The 23,076-nt window shown below is 48.7% G+C and carries 22 protein-coding genes; 6 read left to right on the top strand and 16 right to left on the bottom strand.

Features of this window, described 5'->3' with window-relative positions; translation table 11 throughout:
• The first annotated feature begins 138 nt into the window (after nucleotides 1-138).
• Both P401_RS0115855 and P401_RS0115850 read left to right on the top strand, forming a co-directional pair.
• Entirely contained in the window at nucleotides 139-960 is an 822-nt protein-coding gene (locus P401_RS0115855) for a lipoate--protein ligase family protein (RefSeq protein ID WP_029343205.1), read from the top strand.
• 16 nt (nucleotides 961-976) lie between these two features.
• Nucleotides 977-1,825 (top strand): DegV family protein, encoded by an 849-nt coding sequence (locus P401_RS0115850; RefSeq protein WP_029343204.1) that lies wholly within the window; start codon nucleotides 977-979, stop codon nucleotides 1,823-1,825.
• Nucleotides 1,826-1,892: 67 nt separating this feature from the next.
• On the opposite strand, the gene P401_RS0115845 is transcribed toward P401_RS0115850, so the two are convergent.
• From P401_RS0115845 to P401_RS0115805, 9 genes are all read right to left on the bottom strand, one after another.
• Nucleotides 1,893-2,108, bottom strand: a complete 216-nt coding sequence (locus P401_RS0115845) for a hypothetical protein (protein ID WP_029343203.1) — start codon at nucleotides 2,106-2,108, stop codon at nucleotides 1,893-1,895.
• Complete coding sequence (locus P401_RS0115840) at nucleotides 2,101-2,511, bottom strand: hypothetical protein (RefSeq protein WP_029343202.1); 411 nt, start codon at nucleotides 2,509-2,511, stop codon at nucleotides 2,101-2,103. Before P401_RS0115840 ends, P401_RS0115845 begins: the two co-directional genes overlap by 8 nt.
• A complete protein-coding gene (locus tag P401_RS0115835) occupies nucleotides 2,511-4,031 on the bottom strand; it encodes a flotillin family protein (RefSeq protein WP_029343201.1) in 1,521 nt (506 codons plus the stop codon). The genes P401_RS0115840 and P401_RS0115835 overlap by 1 nt, the downstream gene beginning before the upstream one ends.
• Nucleotides 4,028-4,549, bottom strand: coding sequence for an NfeD family protein (locus P401_RS0115830; protein WP_029343200.1), 522 nt, complete (start codon nucleotides 4,547-4,549; stop codon nucleotides 4,028-4,030). The genes P401_RS0115835 and P401_RS0115830 overlap by 4 nt, the downstream gene beginning before the upstream one ends.
• Nucleotides 4,539-4,766 (bottom strand): hypothetical protein, encoded by a 228-nt coding sequence (locus P401_RS0115825; protein ID WP_029343199.1) that lies wholly within the window; start codon nucleotides 4,764-4,766, stop codon nucleotides 4,539-4,541. The genes P401_RS0115830 and P401_RS0115825 overlap by 11 nt, the downstream gene beginning before the upstream one ends.
• Nucleotides 4,767-4,918: 152 nt before the next feature.
• Nucleotides 4,919-6,121 carry a multidrug effflux MFS transporter gene (locus P401_RS0115820; RefSeq protein WP_029343198.1) on the bottom strand — a complete coding sequence of 401 codons (1,203 nt, stop codon included), beginning with the start codon at nucleotides 6,119-6,121 and terminating at the stop codon, nucleotides 4,919-4,921.
• Nucleotides 6,118-7,251, bottom strand: coding sequence for a YfbR-like 5'-deoxynucleotidase (locus P401_RS0115815; RefSeq protein WP_029343197.1), 1,134 nt, complete (start codon nucleotides 7,249-7,251; stop codon nucleotides 6,118-6,120). The genes P401_RS0115820 and P401_RS0115815 overlap by 4 nt, the downstream gene beginning before the upstream one ends.
• 51 nt (nucleotides 7,252-7,302) lie before the next feature.
• Nucleotides 7,303-8,067 carry a TerC family protein gene (locus P401_RS0115810; RefSeq protein WP_029343196.1) on the bottom strand — a complete coding sequence of 255 codons (765 nt, stop codon included), beginning with the start codon at nucleotides 8,065-8,067 and terminating at the stop codon, nucleotides 7,303-7,305.
• Nucleotides 8,068-8,231: 164 nt separating this feature from the next.
• Nucleotides 8,232-9,089: a TerC family protein gene (locus tag P401_RS0115805; RefSeq protein ID WP_029343195.1), complete on the bottom strand. Its 858-nt coding sequence runs from the start codon at nucleotides 9,087-9,089 to the stop codon at nucleotides 8,232-8,234.
• A 329-nt stretch (nucleotides 9,090-9,418) separates the two neighbouring features.
• Here P401_RS0115805 and folE2 point away from each other — a divergent pair, with 329 nt between their 5' ends.
• From folE2 to P401_RS0115785, 4 genes are all read left to right on the top strand, one after another.
• Nucleotides 9,419-10,324 carry a GTP cyclohydrolase FolE2 gene (gene folE2, locus P401_RS0115800; protein WP_023466774.1) on the top strand — a complete coding sequence of 302 codons (906 nt, stop codon included), beginning with the start codon at nucleotides 9,419-9,421 and terminating at the stop codon, nucleotides 10,322-10,324.
• A gap of 109 nt (nucleotides 10,325-10,433) precedes the next feature.
• Nucleotides 10,434-12,200 carry a LytS/YhcK type 5TM receptor domain-containing protein gene (locus tag P401_RS0115795; protein ID WP_029343194.1) on the top strand — a complete coding sequence of 589 codons (1,767 nt, stop codon included), beginning with the start codon at nucleotides 10,434-10,436 and terminating at the stop codon, nucleotides 12,198-12,200.
• Nucleotides 12,181-12,876: a LytR/AlgR family response regulator transcription factor gene (locus tag P401_RS0115790; protein ID WP_029343193.1), complete on the top strand. Its 696-nt coding sequence runs from the start codon at nucleotides 12,181-12,183 to the stop codon at nucleotides 12,874-12,876. The genes P401_RS0115795 and P401_RS0115790 overlap by 20 nt, the downstream gene beginning before the upstream one ends.
• A gap of 139 nt (nucleotides 12,877-13,015) precedes the next feature.
• Entirely contained in the window at nucleotides 13,016-14,809 is a 1,794-nt protein-coding gene (locus tag P401_RS0115785) for a carbon starvation CstA family protein (RefSeq protein ID WP_029343192.1), read from the top strand.
• Nucleotides 14,810-14,870: 61 nt separating this feature from the next.
• On the opposite strand, the gene P401_RS0115780 is transcribed toward P401_RS0115785, so the two are convergent.
• The 7 genes from P401_RS0115780 to P401_RS0115750 form a co-directional block, all read right to left on the bottom strand.
• Nucleotides 14,871-15,695, bottom strand: coding sequence for an energy-coupling factor transporter transmembrane component T family protein (locus P401_RS0115780; protein WP_029343191.1), 825 nt, complete (start codon nucleotides 15,693-15,695; stop codon nucleotides 14,871-14,873).
• Nucleotides 15,686-17,389, bottom strand: coding sequence for an energy-coupling factor transporter ATPase (locus P401_RS0115775; RefSeq protein ID WP_029343190.1), 1,704 nt, complete (start codon nucleotides 17,387-17,389; stop codon nucleotides 15,686-15,688). Before P401_RS0115775 ends, P401_RS0115780 begins: the two co-directional genes overlap by 10 nt.
• Before the next feature lie 71 nt (nucleotides 17,390-17,460).
• Nucleotides 17,461-18,012 carry an ECF-type riboflavin transporter substrate-binding protein gene (locus P401_RS0115770; RefSeq protein ID WP_029343189.1) on the bottom strand — a complete coding sequence of 184 codons (552 nt, stop codon included), beginning with the start codon at nucleotides 18,010-18,012 and terminating at the stop codon, nucleotides 17,461-17,463.
• Complete coding sequence (locus P401_RS0115765; protein WP_029343188.1) at nucleotides 18,009-18,866, bottom strand: SAM hydrolase/SAM-dependent halogenase family protein; 858 nt, start codon at nucleotides 18,864-18,866, stop codon at nucleotides 18,009-18,011. Before P401_RS0115765 ends, P401_RS0115770 begins: the two co-directional genes overlap by 4 nt.
• A gap of 372 nt (nucleotides 18,867-19,238) precedes the next feature.
• Nucleotides 19,239-19,682 carry a GDYXXLXY domain-containing protein gene (locus P401_RS0115760; protein WP_023466766.1) on the bottom strand — a complete coding sequence of 148 codons (444 nt, stop codon included), beginning with the start codon at nucleotides 19,680-19,682 and terminating at the stop codon, nucleotides 19,239-19,241.
• On the bottom strand, nucleotides 19,679-20,866 hold the full coding sequence (locus P401_RS0115755; protein ID WP_029343187.1) for a DUF2157 domain-containing protein: 1,188 nt from the start codon (nucleotides 20,864-20,866) through the stop codon (nucleotides 19,679-19,681). Before P401_RS0115755 ends, P401_RS0115760 begins: the two co-directional genes overlap by 4 nt.
• 169 nt (nucleotides 20,867-21,035) lie before the next feature.
• Nucleotides 21,036-23,015, bottom strand: a complete 1,980-nt coding sequence (locus P401_RS0115750) for a methyl-accepting chemotaxis protein (RefSeq protein WP_029343186.1) — start codon at nucleotides 23,013-23,015, stop codon at nucleotides 21,036-21,038.
• Nucleotides 23,016-23,076: the final 61 nt, after the last annotated feature.

Genomic DNA, 23,076 nt, shown 5'->3' with positions numbered 1-23,076 from the left:
TCTCCTTTAAATCGAGTCTATGTCGTTGTTGTTCGGTTTTGTTTCCTGGGATTCCTGTCTCCCGCGTCGCTTCGCACAGAAACTTTACACACCCTGTGCTATAATGATGTCGCAAATCTACAATAAAGGAACGAGCCTATGGGAATCGAACTCTTAAAACAAGAACATTATCGTATTTTTGATCAAACGTCACTCGGAACTGCTTTCCATGCGACACAATCGTTTGCGATGGACGACACATTATGTGCTTCCGTTGCGACAGAAGGAGCAGCACTCCGCTCTTGGATTCACCACGAAACTGTCGTCCTCGGCATCCAGGATGCCCGTCTTCCTCATCTTGCTGACGGTGTATCCGTTCTGCATGAACATGGTTTCTCGCCCGTCGTCCGTAATTCAGGTGGTCTTGCCGTCGTCCTCGACGCCGGTGTTTTAAATATTTCACTCGTCCTACCGGAACGCGGCGGCATCGATATCGACAGTGGTTACGAAGCGATGCTTGCGCTCGTCCGTCGTATGTTCGCGCAAGAAACAGACGCGATCGTCGCTGGTGAAGTCGTCGGATCGTATTGTCCCGGTTCTTATGACTTATCGATTGCCGGTAAAAAATTCGCTGGTATCTCCCAGCGTCGTGTTCGTGGCGGAGTTGCCGTTCAAATCTACCTTTGTGTCAACGGAAGTGGAAGTCAACGCGCCGCTTTAGTCCGTGACTTTTACGCGGCAGCGCTTCAAGGTGAGTCGACGAAATTCGTCTACCCGACCGTCGTGCCGGAAACAATGGCGTCACTCGAGGAACTGCTCGGTACCTCCTTGACGGTCGAGGAGTGCTTACGTCGTGCATATGAAGCGTTACTTGCGCTCGGCGCTGCTTTGACGCCCGCGACGTTGACGGAACTCGAGAACGAACGATTCGGCGTCAACTTGAGTCGAATGCTTGATCGAAACGAAAAAGCCCTAGGTTAAGAAAGGAGAGAACGTGATGATCCGATTGATCACAGACAGTGGTGCTGATGCACCAAAAGACATGTTAGATGCATATGATTTTACGGTCATGCCGTTCGGCGTATTGATCGACGAAGACACGTTCTTCGATGGAGAATCGATATCTCCGAAGCAACTGTATGATAAGATGCGTGACGGTGCAGCACCGAAGACATTCCAGGTCGAAGTCAGCCGGATGGTCGAGGTGTTCACGCGTCACTTTGAACAAGGGGACCCCTTCCTCTACCTCGCTTTCTCGAGCGAATTATCAGGAACGTATCAAACAGCGAAGATGCTCGCAGATGAACTCGCCGAAAAGTATCCGAACGTTCCTTACCTGGTACTCGATACGAAAACAGCTTCAACAGGACAAGGATTGTTCGTTCTCGACGTCGCAGAATACGCACAAACGCATTCGTTCGAAGAAACAGTGGCTTACGCTGAAGCCAAGGTAAATACGATTCGTCATCTGTTTACAGTCGAATCACTTGAATATTTGATGCGCGGTGGACGCGTTTCTCGTGCCAGTGCCTTTATTGGTGGTCTCTTATCGATTTTGCCACTCTTGACAGTCGAAGACGGAAAGTTGATTCCAAAAGAAAAAATCCGCGGTCAGAAAAAAGTCATGAACCGGATCGTCGAGTGGATGGAAGAAGCACGTCCAGCGATTGACGGACACCGGATCATGATCGGTCACGGGGATTCGATCGAACGGGCAGAACAGTTAAAACAATTGATTGAAGCTCATTTTTCACCAAGCGAAGTCATCTTGACGATTGCTGGCGCGGCGATCGGTTCACATACAGGTCCGGGACTCGTCGTCATTGGGTATGACCTTCCACGTTAATGGCACTCATTCCTATCCTATAGTACGACAAAACGGGCAGACTCTGTTTAGAGCCTGCCCCGTTTTTTTATGAATTGTATCCGAAAAACAGCAGTGCCATGCTCAATCCAAGCGAAGAGACGATGAACACGATCGCCATCCCACCCATTCCGAAGACTAACAGCTTCGGTAAATCACGTCGCTTCTTCAGAAGGGCAGTCAATAGCCCGACGTTAATCAAGAAGACGACGAGGAACGGAAGCAACAGCATCCAACGCTCTTGCAGTAGAAATAAACTATCCATTTCTTTGCTCCCTTCTTTCAGACTCCAAGAATGGTCGAAATAGATTCAGACATAAGAAACGGAATAAAACATAAGCGAACAGAAGTGTCGACACTACTTCGAACCCAACGTATCCGACGTCACGCCACGTGATTCCTGTCGTCACCCCAGCGAACCAATACGGGAAGTCGACCGTCAACAGACTGCACATCAAAGCGAGAACGGCTTCCTGACGTGTTTGTCGATTGTAAAGTGAGTAAGATACCTTCTTTATATTGAATATATTCGCGATTCCGTCATCTGATGTGTACCCTTTGATGATGCCGATGACGCCGCCTAATACCGCCAGTGCATACCATGGAAGTGGCCGTACGACATGAAAAAGCAGGAGTGCGAACACAATCAATAAGACGCGGATCGCCATCAGTCTTCTGTTTTCGACGCTGCCACCGCATCATGGGAATTCAAGTTGACCGTCAACGGTTTTGCTGTTCCTTTACCGGAGAAGTTCTCAATCAACTCTTTGACATCTAATCCTGACGACGCCTTTAATGTCTCTTGCAGTGATGCCATCAAATCCGTTGCGTAACCGGTGACACGGTTCGCACCGCCCCCTTCACCACTACCTGTATCAACGACTGTGATTTTATCGATGTTGCCGAGTGGTGCTGCAATTTCTTTTGCGTACTCTGGCATCATCCGAATGACCATGTCGAGAATCGCCGCTTGTCCGAATTGCTCGAACGCTTGCGCGATTTTTTCTTTTGCTTCTGCTTCCGCAAGACCCTTCAAACGAATGATGTCCGCTTCCGTTTCCCCTTGTGCCCGCTCCGCGTCCGCTTTCGCAAGACCATCCAGACGAATTCGTTCTGCATCCGCTTTTGCTGATGCCTCGATCCGGTATTTCGTTGCATCTGCTTCCGCATATTGCTTCGCACGATCCGCTTGGGCAGCCTGCTCAATCGAGTAACGATCGGCATCGGCGCGTTTTTTGACTTCCGCGTCGTATTGTTTCTCACGACGGAGAATCTCGCGTTCTTCAAGCTCGATTTGTTTTTGACGCTCGATGATTTTGATCTGCATCTGTTGCTCCGTGACTTCTTGTTGCGCACGTGCGTTTTCGAGATCATACGCTTGGTCGGCTTTCGCCTTCGCGATATCTTGTTCGCGGCGATAATCTGCCATCTTCAACTGATTTTCTTTTTCCGCTTCAGCGATTTCCGTTGCACGTTCGAGTTCTGCTTTTTTCGCATCTTTTGAAGCTTCCGCCCGTTTGATGCGTGTCTCTTTTTCCGCGTCTGCCGTTGCGATGTCGGCATCACGGCGAACCTGTGCGATCCGCGGTTTCCCAAGTGATTCTAAGTATCCGTTCTTGTCACGGACGTCTTTGATCGTAAACGAAACAATGACGAGTCCCATCTTCGCAAGATCTTGTGATGCGACCCGCTGGACTTCTTGCGAGAACTTATCCCGGTTCTTATAGATTTCTTCGACTGTCATCGATCCAAGAATCGAACGCAAGTGTCCTTCGAGGACTTCACGTGCTTCTCCTTCGCGCTCTTCTTTCGATTTTCCGAGGAACTGCTCCGCTGCCGTCGCAATTTCAGAAATTGAGCTACCAATCTTGATGATCGCTGTACCGTCTGCCATGACCGGTACACCTTGCTCCGTGTAGACTTCGGGTGTCGTGACTTCAAGCTTACTTGATAACAAGCTTAGCGGTGTCGCTTGTTGGAAGACAGGTAACACGAACGTCCCGCCACCACGAATGATTTTTACCCGGTTACCGGACTCATCGGTATTGACGTTGCGTCCTCCGAGATAACTCCCCGATACGATCAGCGCTTCTTCCGGACCAACTGTTCGGTACTTCGTAATGAATAAGACGATCAACGCAACGATCAATGCGACCGCGACGATTGATACGATTAACACTGGATTCATGTAAACATCTCCTTTTTCCATTGTTGGGGGTACGTCACGACAGACGCGACGCCTTGTTTGATCTCGATGACGAGCACCTTCGTGCCTTGTGGTAGGGCAGGTCCTTCAAACAGAACGGCTGACTTTGATACGCGTCCTGAGACGTCATCAAGTAAGATTTCACCATATCCTTCAGTCGGAATCGGCACGATAACGGTTGCACTGCGTCCTTCTAGCATCTGTTCCGAAAATCCAAGCGACTGTTCGGCTTGTGCCATCGGAACGAATAAGAAAATATGCATCAGCGTCGTCACTAATAACGCAATCACACTGCTGATGATTAGAATCAACAGCGAACCAAGCGGACTTAGCTGTTCGAGCCCGAATCCGATCGCTGACGTGATGATGACAAAAGATAAGATCAACGTGGGATGAAAAATTTGATCGACGCCTGGAATGACGTCTGAGAATAGGATGGACACAAACACACCGCAAGCAGCAGCCGCTAACGCATATAAATAAAGTGTACTAACGTCCATCTTTGTTCACCTCGATGTAAGGATGTGAGCCATACAGTTCGTGGTAAGCCCTTTGATAAGCAGTCCGGTTTTCCTCAAACAATAAACGAGCCAATTCTTTGTCTCGTTGATCGATTGCCTCTTCTTGACGGCGTAAGTATTTTTTCTGTGCGGCAAAATGACGGGCTAATCTTGCCTCAATCGACGGTTTTCGTTCACGCTGCAACTCCTGTTTCATCGCTCCACTCCTTTCTGAAGTACTGGCTTTCTTTCTCTTCTACGCTTATTTTTTAGAAAATGTTTCAAAATGAATTCCATTTATTTTCCTTTCATTAAAAGAAAAAAACGTTCGTCCCATACAGAGGACAAACGTTTTTGAATAATTAGCGTTTATGAACGATTCGGTCGACGAACAATCAGACCGTAATAGAGGATGAGCGCCAGGCAATCTAAGGTCATGATGATCAAACCCATCGGAACAGCCGATTGCTCCCCCATGATCCCGACGAGTGGTGACACGAGCGAGCCGACAAGCATTGGCAAGAGTCCTAGCAGTGCCGAGGCACTGCCTGCCGTTGCTCCGTAATTTTGCATCGCTAAGGTAAAACCGAGCGTCGAGATCAAACCAACGCTCGAAACGACGAAGAACAGTGGAATCATGACGAAGATCAGCTGCTCCGTTAACGTCAAGGCGAGGAACAATAAGATACTCGCACTCGCAACGATCGTCAAACTGATTCGCATCAGCCGCTCTGAATCGACACGACCAGCAAGACGACCGGCGATTTGTGCTGCTAGGATGATTCCGATTCCGTTTAAACCGAACAAAAAACTGAACTGTTGCGGCGAGGCGCCATAAATATTTTGTAAGACGAACGGTGAACCGGAGATGTAGGCAAACATCGCGCCCATGACGAATGCTTGTGCGAACGCATAGCCGATGAAGACGCGGTCCGTCAACAAGCGTCCGAACGTCTTCAACGTCGTCGTCAGGTTTCCTTCGACTCGTCTCTCAAGCGGGAGCGTTTCCGGTAAACGAAGTGCGACGGCAAGCAACATCATCGTGCTTAAAATTGCAAGCAAGTAGAAGACGAAATGCCAGTCACCGAACCGAAGCAACTGTCCTCCGATGACGGGTGCGAGAATCGGTGCTGTTCCGTTGACGAGTGACAAGGCAGCAAAAAACCGCGTCAATTCGGGTCCATCAAACAAGTCACGAACGATTGCCCGGGAAATGACGATTCCTGACGCTCCGGCTGCTCCTTGAATGAATCGAAGCGCGATCAATACTTCGATCGTCGGTGCCATCGCACAGGCGAGAGAAGCGAGCAGATATGCGAGCAGAGCAAACATCAGCGGTCGTTTACGACCGCGAACGTCACTCAGCGGACCAACGATCAATTGTCCAAGCGCCATTCCAAGCATACAAGCCGTCAAACTCAATTGGATTAGTGATGCACTCGCATCAAACGAGCGTGACATATCCGGAAAAGCAGGTAGATACATGTCGATCGAGAGTGGTCCGAGTGCAGCGAGTGAACCGAGGATCAAGATCAACGTTAAGCGGCGTGGGGTCATCGTTGTCTTCGTCATGACGTCACGTAATCCAAATCATGCAAGACATACGCGAGGAAAAAGACGACCGATGGGTTTTCATATGTCATCTGAACCTTTTTGAGTTGTGCCCGATAACCCGTCTCATACTCGACCCCATTTAATTTACGTTCCATGTTCATCTTGATCAGCGCATCGAGTTTATCGATCACGTCGACCATCTGTCCCTCGTATGTCTCGTCTTTTGCTTCAACGACGAACCGACGGAACGGTGCTCGAATGTCTTTCGGTAAATTATTGATCAACATCTCTCCTTCTGCCCGTTCGTAAGCTTCGAAGGCTGCTGCTGTGACCGGTGTCGCATGTTTGACAGGTCCAAGAACATCCCCTGTCGTTCCTTCGACGAGATCATGACACAAGAGCCGCGAGACGACTTCTTCGATGTCGATCGTGACGCCGTATTTTTCTGATTCAATCAGACCATTGAAGATACCAAGCGAGGCTGCTCGAAACGTATGTGTCGCGTCGTTATCATCAATCGTATTGAAACGTCCTTTCCAGCGCCGAATTGTATCCATCATCAAGACATTTTCAATGAAATGAGACATCTCATCCTCTTCCATGACCGACTGTGTCAAGCGCCGGACCGAAACAAGTGGGTGTCGTTCCAGAACATCCTGTAATTCCGCTGCTTTTTGTTCGAAAAAGACGGACTCCGTCATCCGTGCTTCTCGGCGCGCGTACAACATCGCATCGAACGTATCAATCGCTTCGACGATTCGTCCCTCTGGCGATTCATCTTCTGCATGCACGAGGTATGTCGTGAACGCTGGTTGAAGCGATTTTGAGAGTAAGGCAACGAGCTGTTCACTTGCTTGTTGTTCCATTGCCTGAATGTGTGCATGTAACGTTGGCTCTTTTTTTGTCCGGTGTTTAATGGGTCCAGTAATGACTTCGTTCATGTCATGGAATAGGGCTTTTCCGAGCAATGTCAGGCGATCGACTGGTCTTTGCCCGTCTACTTCTTCTAAATAGCTTGCCATCAAACTGAATAAGGCAACACGAAAGCTGTGACTGGCTGCGTTATCCGGAAAACGTGGTGCATATTCATCCCACCGTGGAACGTTTTGCATCCGCGTCAGCATCCGAATGAAATTACCGTTTTGCATGAAATCTCTCCTAACGAAAGACGGACAGAGAGTACCCTGCCCGCCATTGTATTATTTTGCTGATTTGGTTGAACTACTTCCGCTACGGAACCAACCAATGATTAAAATCAGGGCAAGTACGACCCAGAAGATCGTTTGCCATAGTGTACTCTCTGGAAACTCATGCGGCAAGACGTCGATCGACGGATGCGCAAGTGTCATGACGACCAGTTTTACACCAACCCATGCGACGAGCCAAAAAGCAGCTTCTTCGATACCTGGTCGCTTTTGGAGCAAGACGACGAACCAGCTCGCGAAGTAACGCATGATAACGAGACCGATGATCCCACTGAAGAAGACGACCCAAAATTGTCCTGTATTTAGACCACCGATTGTTCCACCAATCATCGGTAATGTCGTCGCCATGGCGACAGCGGCAAGTGTCGAGTCGACAGCGAACGCCAAGTCAGAGAACTCGACTTTAACGACCGTCCACCAAAAATTCGGCGAGGCTTTTTGTGAGGCAATCGTGTCCGGTACTTGGTGTTTATTCGATCGTGCCTCGACGATTCCTTTAAACGCCACGTAAAAGAGGTATATCGCCCCAAGTGCTTGAAGCTCCCAAATCGTCGCTAAGTACGAAGCAAAGAAGATTGCGACGAAACGTAAGACGAGTGCTCCGACCAGACCATAGAAAAGTGCTTTTTTGCGTTGATCGTCCGGTAACGGTCGGACCAGGACTGCCATGACCATTGCATTATCAGCAGAAAGTAACCCCTGCAAAATGATCAGTACGAGCCCGACGGTCGCATACTGTGTAATTAATCCAATATCCATACTAACGAATCCCCTTTTTTGTTCAGTCTATTCATTATATGCCGGTCGACCGGAAAGAAAAAGATACAAGCTCAGCTCAAGTACTTAACCTTGTGTTTTATTCCCATTGTTTAAGAAAACCTAACACAAAAAAACGACCCGTCATCGACGGATCGTTCCATTTCTTATAAGTTTTGATCGACTTTCTTTTCAGCATCTGGATTTGGTTTTGTTTTTGGTGAAGAGAACCAACCCCAAAGAGCAAGACCGACCATGACTGTCCAGAAGAATGCCTGCCACGGTGTACTGTGGGCGAATCCTTCAGGAAGTTTTAAGGCTTCAAAGATTGTTCCTTCGATCGATGCATGGTATTTCGGGTGCTCGAGCGCAAGAACGGCTAACTTTACACCGACCCAGGCAACGATTGCAAAGGCTGCTGTCTCAAGACCTGGGCGATCTGCAAGTAACTTAACGAAGACACGTGCTGCGAAACGCATCAAGACGACCCCCATCAAACCACCTGTTAAGATGACGATGAAGTGACCCGTGTTCAAACCACCGATTTCGCCTGATCCCCAGTTTGGAAGGGCAACGGCAAGGGCAACGGCAGCAAGAATCGAATCGACAGCAAACGCTAAGTCTGCGAATTCGATTTTCGCGACTGTCCGCCAGAATTCACCTTTTGAAACTGGCTCTTCCGACTTCGGTTCTGCATCTAGCTCATTTTCAGCGCCATGATTTTCACCGAGCTTTCTGGCTTTAACGGTCTTATAAATATGCCGTAGTCCCATGATGAGCAAGTACGCTGCTCCAAGTGCTTGGATTTGCCAAATATCGACGAGGAACGAAATCGCGAACAATGCCGCGAATCGTAAGACGAATGCTCCAGCTAGTCCATAAAAAAGTGCTTTCTTTTGTTGTTCTCCTGGTAAGTGCTTGACCATGACCGCGAGTACGAGTGCATTATCCGCTGAAAGTAATCCTTCAAGCGCGATCAAGACGAGTACGACCCAGGCATACTGTAATAGTAACTGCCAATCCATCTCTGTCATCCCTTTCTTTAACTACCTGTAAAATAAAAAAACTTCAATTATTGACCATGACGAAAAAACAGTGATTACACGTTCACCTGAACATATAGTATAGGATAGTATACCCGATTGCAAGTAAGTTATTCCTCTAAATATGGAAACTGTCGATTTTGAGTCGTGCGAGTTTCGTTTATCGGATGTTCGTGATAAAATTCAAGACAATACTTCTATCGATGAAAAGATGAAACACATTTGCGGAATCATCAGACTTGCTCGTCTCTAGCATTCCTGTCATGTTATTACTATTGAAACACTACAAAAGGACAAAGGGGCCAATGAATATGTCTACCTACCCGATTACGTTACCAACAAAAGAAGAGCGCCATAAGCTGTTCGGTTCGGTACCACCGATCAAAGGAACAAAACCGACTGAAAAAGATAAGATGGTCGACTTGCAAAATACACCAAAGAACTTCCTGTTCGCACTAGACGCTGTTGGAATCTCAAACGTCAAACATCCTGTCGTCATCCAAGACGGAGACAAAACACAAGCGACAGTCGCGACGTTCGAACTGTCAACGTCACTCGTGCAAGACCGTAAAGGGATCAACATGAGCCGTTTAACGGAACAACTTGATCAATACCATAATGAAGGTTGGACGGTCACAAACGAGTCACTCATTCAATTCGCGCGTGATTTAGCAGACCGCATGGAACAAACGGAAGGTCAATTGACGATCCGTTACCCATGGTTCTTCACACGTAAAGCACCTGCAACAGGTCTTAGCGGCTTGATGAATGCCGAAGTATGGCAAACAGTCAGCGTCAACACGGAAACAGACGAAGCGACGTTGTCTGTCGGCTTGACGATCAACGTCACGACACTTTGCCCATGTTCAAAAGAAATCAGCGAATACAGTGCTCACAACCAACGTGGTTACGTCACGATGGAAGCATCGTTACGTGATGAAGCAGAAGACTTTGACTGGAAACAATCATTGCTTGATGCTGCGGAATCCAATGCCTCAGCGCCACTTCACCCAGTACTCAAACGTCCGGATGAAAAGCGCGTAACAGAGATGGCATACGAAAACCCACGTTTCGTAGAAGATATGGTTCGTTTGATTGCTGCTGACTTGTACGAAATGGACCCAATCGCTTCGTTCTACGTCGAATGCCGTAACGAAGAAACGATTCACCAACATGACGCGATCGCACGGATCACGTTCGATAAAGACGCACAATAAGTAAGTCTGCCGTACTCCCTCTTAAACCGAGTGAGTACGGCTTTTTTGTGTGCCGGCATTGCTCTCCGTTTTGCGAGCGTTTACACTTAACTCGAATGGAGGAATGCACATGTTGGAACTGATTCCTTTTTTACTCGAACGACTCGGTATCATGATCATCTTAGTGTTCATCCTCGCCCAGTGGGGACCAACACGACGGCTGCTGCGTCAACCGGAAGCAGGCTGGCAATTTCGTGTCCTCGTCCTGTTTTTTGCAACGTACGGCATTTTAAGAAACTATACAGGGGTCAAAGTCGACTTAGCTGAATTCTTACCTCATGCTTGGCTCGAAGAAGTCGACGGGACATCAGCGATTGCGAACACACGAACGATGATCGTCGTCATCAGCGGATTGCTCGCTGGTCCGCTCGGTGGATTGATGACCGGATTGATTGTCGGGGTTCACCGGTATTCCCTCGGTGGATTCACAGCGTTCGCTTGCGCGCTTTCCACCGTCATCGCCGGTGGTGTCAGCGGTCTCTTACGCTCCTATTGGCGCGACCGCCTCAGTAGCCAAGCGTTATTGCCCGTGTGTCTGACTGCTTTTTTAATGCTGTTTGAAATGTCATTAATTTTACTATTCGCCCGCCCCTTTGATGCGGCAGTCGAACTCGTCCAGTTCATCTTCGTACCGATGACACTGATCAACGTCCTCGGTGTCTGGTTGTTCTTATCGATCATCCGTCTTGCTGCGCGAGAAGAGGAAACGGTTCGGGCACGAGAAGCAGAACGGTCGTTGCATATCGCCGATTTGACGCTTCCGCATCTGACGCGTGGTCTACATATCCATACGGCAGAAGCTGTCGCGGAAATTCTGTTGCAGCAAACGCGAGCCGAAGCCGTCTCACTGACAGATCGTTCCGTCATCCTGGCCCATATCGGTATCGGGAGCGACCACCATCAAGCTGGGAGTCACTGGACGACGAAACCGACCGAGCATGTCTTGCAAGACGGACAAGTCCGTCTTGTGACGGAACGACTGGATATCGGCTGTCCCGTACGTGATTGTCCACTCCAAGCAGGAATCATTGCTCCGCTGATCGTCGGAGAAACGACGATCGGGACGTTGAAAGTCTATTATCCGCATGCCGAATTACTCGACGCGGTTGAAGTCGAACTCATCGAAGGATTAGCGAAACTGTTCTCGACACAACTGGCACTCGGGAACGCAGAGCGTCAAGCCGGTTTACTGAAGGATGCCGAGATTCGGGCACTTGAAGCACAAATTCATCCCCACTTCCTGTTTAATGCGATTAATACGATTTATGCACTGTGCCGGACGGATGTCGAACAGGCACGCACCTTGTTGCTTGAATTGTCGACCTTCTTCCGTAGTAACCTCCAAGGCGCACGATCGACAAAAATTCCGCTCCAAAAGGAACTCGAACACATCGAAGCATACACATCGCTTGAAGCCGCTCGTTTTCCGAATCGTCCGTTTCTTGATATCGATTTAGCAGACGAGACGACGGCTTTACTCGTTCCACCGTTCATCTTACAACCGTTGATCGAAAATGCATTCCTTCATGCGTTTTCTTCAGAACAGACAGGATATGTCGGTGTGACGGCATGGTGTGAGGCAGACCAGCTGTGTCTCGAAGTCGTCGATAACGGACGCGGCATTGACGCTTCGCGCCTTGCTCGTCTCGGTCGAGAAGTCGTTCCGTCCTCGGGCACCGGTACCGCATTATTTAATACGGCAGAACGGATTCGAAGTTTATATGGTGAAAAGGGACAGTTTACGATCACGAGTGACGGTCAAAACGGCACAACGATCGCGATTCGTCTCCCGATTGAACTCAGAAAGGAGATCCAGCATGCGCACCTTGTTGATTGAAGATGAACCGCTCGCACGCGACGAGCTCCGTTATCACGTGACCGCAGCCGGTCTTGAAGTCGTCGGGGAAACCGGCAGTGTCGAGGAAGCCGAACGACTCGTTCGCTCCCTTCAACCCGACTTAGTCTTTCTCGATATCGAGCTAACGGACGGAAGTGGTCTTGAAGTCGCCAAACGCTTGAAATCGATGCCACGTCCACCAGCTCTTTTGTTTGTGACGGCATATGATGCTCATGCGCTTGAAGCGTTTGAGCTCAATGCCTATGATTACATCTTGAAACCGTATGATCCGGCACGGATTGTCCGTGCGATTGAAAAAGTTGCGCGACCGCTTCCGAAAAAAGCACCTCGACTTGAACGTTTAGCCGTTGAGACGGGCGAACAACTGAAATTATTGTCTCCTCAAGATATCGATTACATCGTCGCTGAGAACGGGAAGACGAAGATCGTCACGGAACATGAGGCGTATCCATCGAACGAGACTTTACTCGAACTCGAACGAAAGCTTCAAGATCATCGCTTTTTACGGGTTCACCGCTCGTACCTCGTCAACTTATCAGCAATCGATGCAATCGAACCTTGGTTCAACGGAGCCTATAATTTAAAAATTCATCAGATTGATGTGCCAGTCAGTCGGACGTATGTCAAACTACTGAAAGAAGCGCTCGGTATTTGAGCGCTTCTTTTTTGTGATTCAAGGTCCATTTTCAACCTTTCATCGAACGAAACCGACAACTCATCTAAAAATCAAAGAAAGCGCTTCCATAACTTGTATACTAAATCCATCATAGTTCATTCAAGAGGAGGAATTTTAGATGAGCGCTACTCCAATCGTTATTGCTGTCATCTGTATCTTATTAATCGCGTATCGTCTCTACGGAACGTTCATGGCTGCGAAAGTCTTAAAAATCAAAGATGATCGCGAAACGCCCGCTCATAAATTAGCGGATGGAAAAGATTACGTCCCAACGAACAAATGGGTCTCGTTCGGACACCATTTTGCGGCAATCGCTGCTGCCGGTCCACTCGTCGGACCTGTCCTTGCTGCTCAGTTCGGATATCTCCCCGGCTTACTGTGGCTCTTAATCGGTGCCGTCATCGGTGGAGCGGTCCATGATATGGTTGTTCTTTTTGCCTCGATGCGCCAAGACGGTCAATCGCTGTCTGAAGTCGCTAAAAAAGAGCTGGGACCAGTCGCTGGTTTTTGTGCCGGTCTGGCGATGCTCTTCATCATCACGATCACGATGGCCGGTCTATCGATGGTCGTCTTGCACGCACTTGAACATAACCCATGGGGTACATTCGCTGTCTTCTCGACGATTCCGATCGCGATGTTCGTTGGGATTTACTTACGTAAAGGTGGCAATCTAGCACTTGCTTCAACAGTTGGTTTTTTACTTATTCTAGCTGCGATTGGTTTCGGTCCTCAGTTGACGGAAACATTCATCGGTGACTGGTTCGACCTTTCATCCCGTCAACTCGCGATTGCTTTACCGATTTATGCGTTCTTTGCTGCTGCACTGCCAGTTTGGCTCTTACTCGCACCTCGCGACTATTTATCGAGTTTTATGAAAATCGGTGTCTTTCTTGCTTTGATCGTTGGTGTCTTCATCATCAACCCGGACATTCGATTCCCAGCATTCACGAAGTTCGTTGATGGTGGTGGTCCAATCATCGCTGGTCCAGTCTGGCCATTCATCTCGATCACGATTGCCTGTGGTGCGATATCTGGTTTCCACGCCTTCGTTGGTTCTGGTACGACACCGAAGATGATCAATCGATGGAGCGACATCAAACCCGTTGCCTTCGGTGCTATGCTTGTCGAATGTCTTGTTGCCGTCATGGCATTGATCGCTGCGACATCGCTTGAAGTCGGTGATTACTTCGCCATCAACTCAACACCAGAAGTATTCGCGACGCTTGGTATGAGCACGGTCTATCTTGATGATTTATCCCGTGAAATCGGTCTCGATCTGGCAGGTCGAACAGGTGGTGCCGTCTCACTCGCCGTCGGTATGACATTCATCTTCCGCGCCATCCCGTGGTTCAAAGAGATTGCCGGATTCTTCTTCCAATTCGTCATTCTATTCGAAGCGGTCTTCATCTTAACCGCAATCGATGCAGGAACACGCGTCGCCCGTTACTTGATTCAAGATTTCTTCGGGGAGTTCTACAAACCACTCAAACGTGTCGACTGGATTCCAGGTGCGATCTTCGCTTCGGCACTCGGGACGTTCTTCTGGGGCTATCTCCTGTTTTCGGGTGACATTGGTTCAATTTGGGCATTATTCGGGGTATCGAATCAGCTGATGGCGTCGATTGGCTTGATCATCGGAACGACGATCATCTTGAAAATCGCCGACAAAAAAATCTATGCCCTGACGACGTTCATCCCGCTCGTCTATCTTCTGATCACAGTAACGTTCGCGGATATCTGGATGGTCGCAAACGTCTATGCGAATCCCGATTCTCCAGGTTTCAGCATCTTGAATACGGTCTTGTCCGTAACGATGGGACTGCTCGCGATCGTCATCACGATCTCAGCCGTCAAGAAATGGATTGAACTGTTGAATTCACCACGTTGGGAAAATCAAAAACGATCTGCGTAAGCGGATTGGTCATATGACAAAAGGCAGTGGACGCATCCACTGCCTTTTTCGTATCTCATTTTTAAAACGGATTATAAAAGCGATTACCATCATAGAAAGTGACGACGAATGACAAAACCGTCAAAAGTAGCACACAGCCAATCGCGACATAATCGATTCGTGTCATCGTCTGTTGGTTGTACCACGTCCGCTTTCGTCCGGCACCGAATCCACGGAGATCCATCGCATTACTGACGGTCTCAATCCGCTCCAAACTCGTAAATAGCAAGGGAAGTAAAATCTGGATACTATTACGTGCCCGTTGCCAAAGGGAGCCGTGTGAGACAGCAATCCCTCGTGCTTCTTGAGCATTCGCGATCGTCCGAAAATCCGCTTGTACGTCTGGAATGTAACGGAGTGCTAAGGAAACTGCAAAGGCGATTTTATACGGAACACCAATCCGATTCAATGAAGAAGCGAATTCCGTCGGATGGGTCGTGACGAGAAACAACACGGCAATCGGAACGATCACACTGTATTTTAAGATGAGATTAAACAGATAAAACAACTGTTCTGCCGTTACCGTAAAGCGCCCGATGCCTTCAAATAAGACGTGGCGCGATCCGTAGATTGCCACGCCCTGCTCTGGTTCGAACAGATAAACAGCGAGCGCATTAATCAGGACGAAAATCGCTGTAAAGATCAAGACGAAGCGGACTTCCCGAAACTGGATACGCGACAATCGGAATAACACGATACTGACTAACCCCATTACAAGTAAGACACGTGTATCATAGGTGAACATCGTTGCTGTCGTAAATAATAAGAATCCGATCAGTTTCGTCGTTCCCGTCAATCGATGAATCGGTGACGTTTTTTCAATATAGCCAAGCATTTCTACAGCCATTGTTCCCGCTCCTTTCGCTCCGCCGTAATCACGGACTCGACGAATCGTTCCGGATCGACTTCGAGGTGTTGCGCTAGCGTAAAGAGCGATGTTTGTTTTAAATGGGCATGATGCAGCAATTGTTCTTGATTCAGCAGTCCAAATGATGGTCCAGCATAACGGATACGCCCAGCTTGCACGAGGCAGACTTGATCGCTGTATTCTAAGACGAGATGCATGTCGTGCGTGATGATGAGTAACGTCATTCCGCCCTGCTTCAATCCTTCTAAAAAGTCCATCATATCCGAATAATGCCGATAATCTTGACCGGCTGTTGGTTCATCGAGAATCAAGATATCCGGTCGTCGAACGAGAATCGAAGCAATCGTCACTCGTTTCTTCTGACCAAAACTCAGTGCTTGGATCGGCCAATTACGAAACGGATATAATCCGCAACGACGTAATGTCTGCTCGAGACGCTCGTTTTCTTCCGCCTCACTCAGTCCGAGCGCCTGCATCCCGTAGCGGATTTCCTCCTGCACGAGGTGCTTCGAAATCATATGATTCGGATTTTGCAGAACGAATCCGATCGTTCCTGCTCGCTCTGCGATCGATTGGTTCGTGATGTCGATTCCGTCAAGCAGGATCCGACCACCTGTCGTCCGTTGGTAACCACTCAACACTTTCGCAAGCGTGGATTTTCCGGCACCATTCTGACCAACGATCGTCGTCAGTGTTCCTTTTTGAAAAGTCGCCGTCACATTCTCAAGCACCGGCGTTCCTTGACGATAATGAAACGCCAACTGATTGAGTTCAAGCAATGAAGTAGAGGTTGCAACCTCTTTTTGGGGTGCTTTCTCTAAACGCTCTAACACGTTCGTCTGGTTGAATCGCTTTAAAAAGGGATCGATGCGGCTCGGCTGATCTGAAGGTTGAACGGCAAGCCCAGCCCAGCGTGCGGCACTGACATAGAGAGGTTCACGCAAGATCGCTTCTTGCAGTTTTCCGTTACTTAAGATGACATCCGGATGATCATCAGCGATGATTTCGCCATCGACCATGACGATGATGCGGTCAAACGGAATGACGAGTACATCCTCGATCCGATGTTCGACGACAATCAATGTGCGATTCGTATCACGTTGCAGTCGATCCATAAGCGTCATCGCCTCTTGTCCCGCTACTGGATCGAGATTCGCGAGCGGCTCATCAAACAGTAAGATGTCCGCATCTTCCACGAGGACTCCGGCTAATGCCGCCCGTTGTCGTTGTCCTCCTGATAGATCATTCAATCGTGCTTGCAAGAGCGTCTCGACATCCGTCATCCGTGCGACACGTTCGACGATCTCCTGCATTTCCGGTCGCCCAGTCTGTTTATTTTCGAGCGCAAAGGCGATGTCTTCGCCAACCGATAAACCAACGAACTGCGCATCTGGATCCTGTAACACCGTTCCAATATGCAGCGAACGATCAAATAACGATAACTCCCGGGCATCCTGATCCTTGATCAGGACCTGTCCTTCCCACGTTCCCGGGTACGAGAACGGAATCAACCCATTGATGCACTGGGCGAGCGTACTTTTTCCTGAACCCGACGGTCCCACGATTAAGATGCGTTCGCCTGCTTGAATCGTTAACTGAATCTGTCGGAGTGTCGGTTCCGACTGACTCCGATATGTAAATGAAAAATCCTGAAATTCGATTACGTTTGTCATGTCCTTCTCCCCCCCAAGCTAAATGAGCTATGATCCTGCCGTCTCTTCGCACAGGATCATAGCTCATTCGGTCAAGCTTCGCGTTTCAAGCTGCCTGCTTTACTTCTTGTTTTCGCATAGGTGACGAGCAACAACGTTCCAATGTCACCGACCGTCAAGATGTTCGATGTCGCAGCGACAGCCCCTTGGACGAAGACTTTGTTCGCTGGCTCCGTGTAAATTAAGATATCGAGTACCGGTGCAATGATGATCCAACCGATCGCTTGCACGATGGCTTGTGTGACATTGAATAAGACGATTTTACGTGTCGTCAATCCGCCTTCTTCTAGACGAATCCGGTTAGCGATCAATCCGATGCCAAAGCCGACGAACCCGGATACGATGACCCAGCTCCACCACGGGGATCCATATAAAATCGCATCTTTTAATCCATGACCGATTAAACCAATCAAACCGGCTGTGACTGGTCCGAACAAAACTGCCATGAATGCGAGAAATGCATAGGATGTCTCGATTGACGTGTTCGGTACGCCTGTCGGAATCACAGCGAATCGACTTAAAATGATGAATACTGCTGCTCCGATCCCGGTTGCGACGATCTGTTTTGTCGTAAATCCTTTCATGTTCGATCTCCTCCTTTAATATGTTGTACGTTAACACTCCAATCATTTCCGATTCCAACCTCAAATGCATGCGCAAACGAACCTTGATTCAAGGCAAGAGCAATCTGATCCAGCGAGTTGATGTAGACGACGCCTGAACCAACCGGCACATCGGCGAACGAATGACCAAAGAGCAGTGTTTGTTCGTAAACAATCCGTTCTCGGTACGAAATCGTTACCTTGACGTGGCTACCGATGTCGAGACCCGCCTGACGAACGAGAGCGACCGGAATATTCGTCCAGACATTTCCGAAGCGAACATCGAGAATCTCGACGATACCGGTAACACCGGTATCTGACGACGAGGCAAGTGTCCGGTCGAGCAAGACGATGTCCGAAGCAGGTAAAACGGGTCCTACTTCCTCGAAGGTGATGACATGGCTCGATAACCGAGCACCCGTGAAGGCAAAGATATCTCGTCCGTGAAACGTATACGATTCACCCATTCGAGGTAAGCGATGCCGTCGATCATCGAGTTGCCTCACTTCAGCAATGTATCCGGCTTGCCAAAGATGCGTCAACGTTCCGTTATCTGGTGTGATGATGTATTGATTCGCATGCGTCCGCGCGACGACACTCTTTCGACTCGATCCGACACCTGGATCAACGACAGAAACGAACACCGTTTGCTCCGTCCAGTACGGTACCGTCTGCAGTAACCGATAGGACGCTTCCCAAATGTGGAAGGGCGGAATGTCGTGCGTCAAATCAAAAATCCGAATCTCTGGATTGATGCTATGGGCAACCCCATACATCGCACTCACTGCCCCGTCACTCACGCCAAAGTCTGATTGCAATACCAATGCTTCTGCCATCTCGTCATCCTCCTCCTGCGCGGACGTCCCCACAAAAAAGACACCACGCCCTTATCTCTCAGGACGTGATGTCTGATCACGTGGTACCACCTTCGTTCATGGCTCAACTCACGTTCAGCCACCTCTAGGAGTACGAGACTCCCTGGAATGCTAACGGTATCCGTCCTACCGGTCGGTTCTACTGATGAACACGGTTCACGTTCTTCCGACTGCTCCGGGACCATCTTCAAATGACGAAATCGTCTCATTTCCAGCAACAGAGACTCTCTATCGATTTCTGATCACTTTACTCTTCCCGTCTACGCATGCAGATTTAGTTGTCTGAAAATTTAAATTAATAGTACAACCGTTTCATTCCTGACGCAAGGTTTTTTACTCAGAAATTTTTAAATTCGTCGTCCGGATCGTTCCCCATGGTGACACATCCGCACGGACTTCCAGTGCTTTTGCTTTTTCATATTGTTTTCCGCTTCCCTGTTCGACATAATACTGCGTCAATTGTGGAATCGACACGTATTGATCGTAATAGTCGCCGGCGACACTTCCGAAGAATCGTTCATTCGAAATCCGGTCGATTTGAGCATAACCAGAAGCATCGGTCTTGAAGCTGACATAGACACGCCCATTTTGAATCGTCGGACCTGGTTTTAAATCCGGATACTGCAGCATCACGTATTCGCCGTAAACGGGATCAAACGGATCAAACGGTTCTGCCCGAAAACGGTACGATGTTCCGAACCAGGAGGTCGCAAAAAAACTGACAATCAACAGACCGACGACGCACGTCTGCAATACGGGCATGAGATAGCGTTTCATGACGCCACACCTCCTCTACGGCGTAACCACCATAAGATACCGGATAATAGGAAGATGAGTAGCGCACCGATGAGGAAAAATAAGGACATGTTCAACCGATCCCACGCATAGATGACGTATATCGCGATTTGAACGAGAATGAAATAGAGAAAGGCTGGCCAGACGACCGCATGACGGCGTTCTTGATACAACAAATAGACTAGCGCCGATAGTTCAACGAGGATGGCGAGTAGAATTGCCTGTTCATCGAGCCACAGGACTCCGACGAATCCAAGCGGAACGATAAACAATAAGGAGCGACGTTTTTGATAGAGGAAAATTCCTAATCCGATGGATACGATAGCTAGCAGAATCGCTTCTGTCATAGATGGTAATGCGGCATTTGATTCCGCACGTACAGACAGATAGACGATCGAACTGATGGCAGCAACGACCAGATAGACCATTTCGACGATCCGACGATTGGACTCCTCACGAACAAGCCAAAGAACTGGAACGAGTAAAAATAGCGTCCAGACCGGCCACAGGAATCCGTCATATGATACAAGGAGAAACAAGGAGAGACCACTGAAGAAGAGAAACAGCCAGCTAAACAAAAGCGATGGCAGACGTTGGCTGAAGTAAAACCAACTGAACGACAGCACGACCATCAGACCGAACGATATCCAGTCGAGATAACTCGCCTGTTCTTGACCAAAACCACCGAGACTCGTGAAGATCGTCCATCCGGAAAGGAAGGCGACGACACCGTATGCTTCATGACGCCAAAGCACATAATGCGCTAACGCGGCGACAAACACACACCATCCGAGTAATGATCCTTCCATCGGCAAGTGGAAACTTTGAACAACGACGAGAATCGAGGCGCCAAACGCTAGGATTCCACCGATTCGGAAGACAATCGGATGCAACATACTCCGACGTTCCGAAAGATCCGCCATGACGTAACAGCTCCACATGAGTGCTACGACAAGTCCGATTTTCCATCCGACCGGCATGACTTGCCAGTTGGCGGCTAAAAAGCTGAACACAGCCAATACGACGAACGTACCCCCTACAATCAACAAGAGCGGTAGACGTTGCTTTTCCTTACGATTGTTCTCGTAATCGACGATTCGTTTGACGGTTGCTTCGTCCAAAAGCCCCGCTTCACTCCACTCTCTCATCTTGCGTAACTGCTTCATCGCACCCACCTCCTTCGAAGTGTTTAGATATTTATTAAATTCCCGATTTAGTACCATCTCAAGCCCGGATTCACAAGGATTCCAAGCTATTTGTTCAGTTCGTCACAAAATGGTGACAGACAAAAAAAAGCAAGGAAGACTAGCTTCCTTGCTTTGTATAATCGATGGCTTAAACACGGAAACGGGCAACGAGAACCTGTAATTCTTCCGCCATATCGGATAATGCTTTGGCTGATTGCGAAATCTCTTCCATCGCACTCAACTGTTCTTCTGTCGTCGCTGCGACTTGTTTCGACGCCGATGAATTCTCTTGCGCGATATGTGCGATTTCGGTTGCAGAGGCAGAAACCTCTTGAACGTTCGCTGCGATTTCCTCGACAGTTGCTGTCACATCTTCGATTCGCGGTGTCATCTCTTGCGTCCGTTCGAGAATCTTCTGGAATCGTTCTGCTGATGCTTCTGTCGTCGATAAACCGGCTTTCGTCTGTCCTGATACTTCTTTCATCATCGTGACTGACTGATCTGTCTCCTGCTTGATGTTTTGAATCAGCTGTGCAATCTGCTTCGTTGAATCCTGTGACTGCTCTGCTAGTTTACGCACTTCACTTGCAACGACGGCAAAGCCTTTTCCGTTTTCGCCTGCCCGTGCTGCTTCAATCGCCGCGTTCAGTGCCAATAAATTCGTTTGTTCGGCAATGCCGTTGATGACATCGACGATTTTCCCGATTTCATTCGAACGATGTGCGAGTGAGCTGATGACACCACCAAAGTTTTGAACGGAGGCATCGATTTCTTTCATCTGCTGGACATTCTGCAGGACAGCAACTGTTCCGTTCTCGGCTTCTGTTGCCGTTGAACGTGATAGCTCTGACACATCGGTCGAGCTCTCAGCGATCCGCATGATGCCGGCTGTAATCGACTGTAACGAAACAGCGTTCGCATCAAGTTGACGCTTCGATTGATCCGCCCCTGCTGCGACCTGTTGAATCGATCCCGCAATTTGTTCCGATGCGGACGTCGTCTGGGCAGAGTTCGCCATTAATTCCTGCGACGAACCGGCCACTTGTGTGATCGACTGATCAAGATTGATGATGATCGAGCGGAGTGAGTCGACCATGACGTTAAAGCTTTGCGCGACTTGCCCAACCTCATCGTTTGATTCAACGATGACTGGTTCCGTCAAATCACCAGATTGAATCCGTTCTGCTCCACGTGTCAAATGACCGAGTGGGCGGAGGATCGAGCGAAGAATGAAGTAAATGAAGACCGCCGCAATGAGTAACATCCCACCGATGACAGCAAGCGTCGTCCAAAGAATACTTGACGTCGCATCTGTGATTTCTTGATCGTACAGGGTTCCGGCAACCTTCCACTTCGTCAGGTCGTTCGTCATGAAGTCCATCTGTTTGCCTTCATTTTCAAATTCATAAGAAAATTGTCCGGCTGGCTCCGCATAGAGGGGGGCGACCCAGTTCCCTGTCGCCTTCTCACCTGGTTTCAGTGTCGGATGAGTGACGAATTTTTTATTCGAATCGAGAATCGTGACATAACCTTCTTTACCGATTTTAATCTTTTTTGCGATTTCCGCGATCCGGTCGACATCGACATCAACCGCCACGACACCTTTCCCGTTGCCGGTCGTCTGCGACAGTGTCACCATCATCTTGTTCGAGGCAGCATCAACGTACGGATCGGTGATGACGACTTTTCCGCCAGCAGCTTCCGCTGATTGATACCACGAGCGTTCACGTGGATCGTAATCCTCTGGCATGACCTGTTCCGGGAAAATGTTCATATCCCCTTCCGTCGTCGCGAAGTAAATGTTCGCTGCTTGCGGATGCATGTCGAGATATTCTGTCATTTTTTCTTTTAACGCTGCATTCGGTTTTCCTTTTTGATAAAGCGTGCCGTCAATCCGGTCCGCAAAAAAGGCGACATCGCGTCGCATCGGATCAATGATGTTCTGGATCTCATCGTTCATCCGATCGACTCCACCATGTGCCGATTGCAGAATTTGCTCCGTCATCGTTTGTTTCGCCTGATTGTAGGCAACAAATCCGATCACGAGCGCTGGAATTACTAATAAGAGAATCGATGTCAGAATTAATTTTTGTTTGATGCTCATCGTTCGTTTGATCTTTTGTTCCATGTGTCACTCCATTCTCGAGTGCAAGGACTCGCTATTCTACCTTCTCTATCGGAAGAATAAC

Origin of the sequence: Exiguobacterium acetylicum DSM 20416 (assembly GCF_000702605.1) — a bacterium.
Taxonomy (GTDB): domain Bacteria; phylum Bacillota; class Bacilli; order Exiguobacteriales; family Exiguobacteriaceae; genus Exiguobacterium_A; species Exiguobacterium_A acetylicum.
The sequence above is the reverse complement of the archived record's forward strand: the minus strand, read 5'-3'. Positions and strand labels throughout refer to the sequence as shown.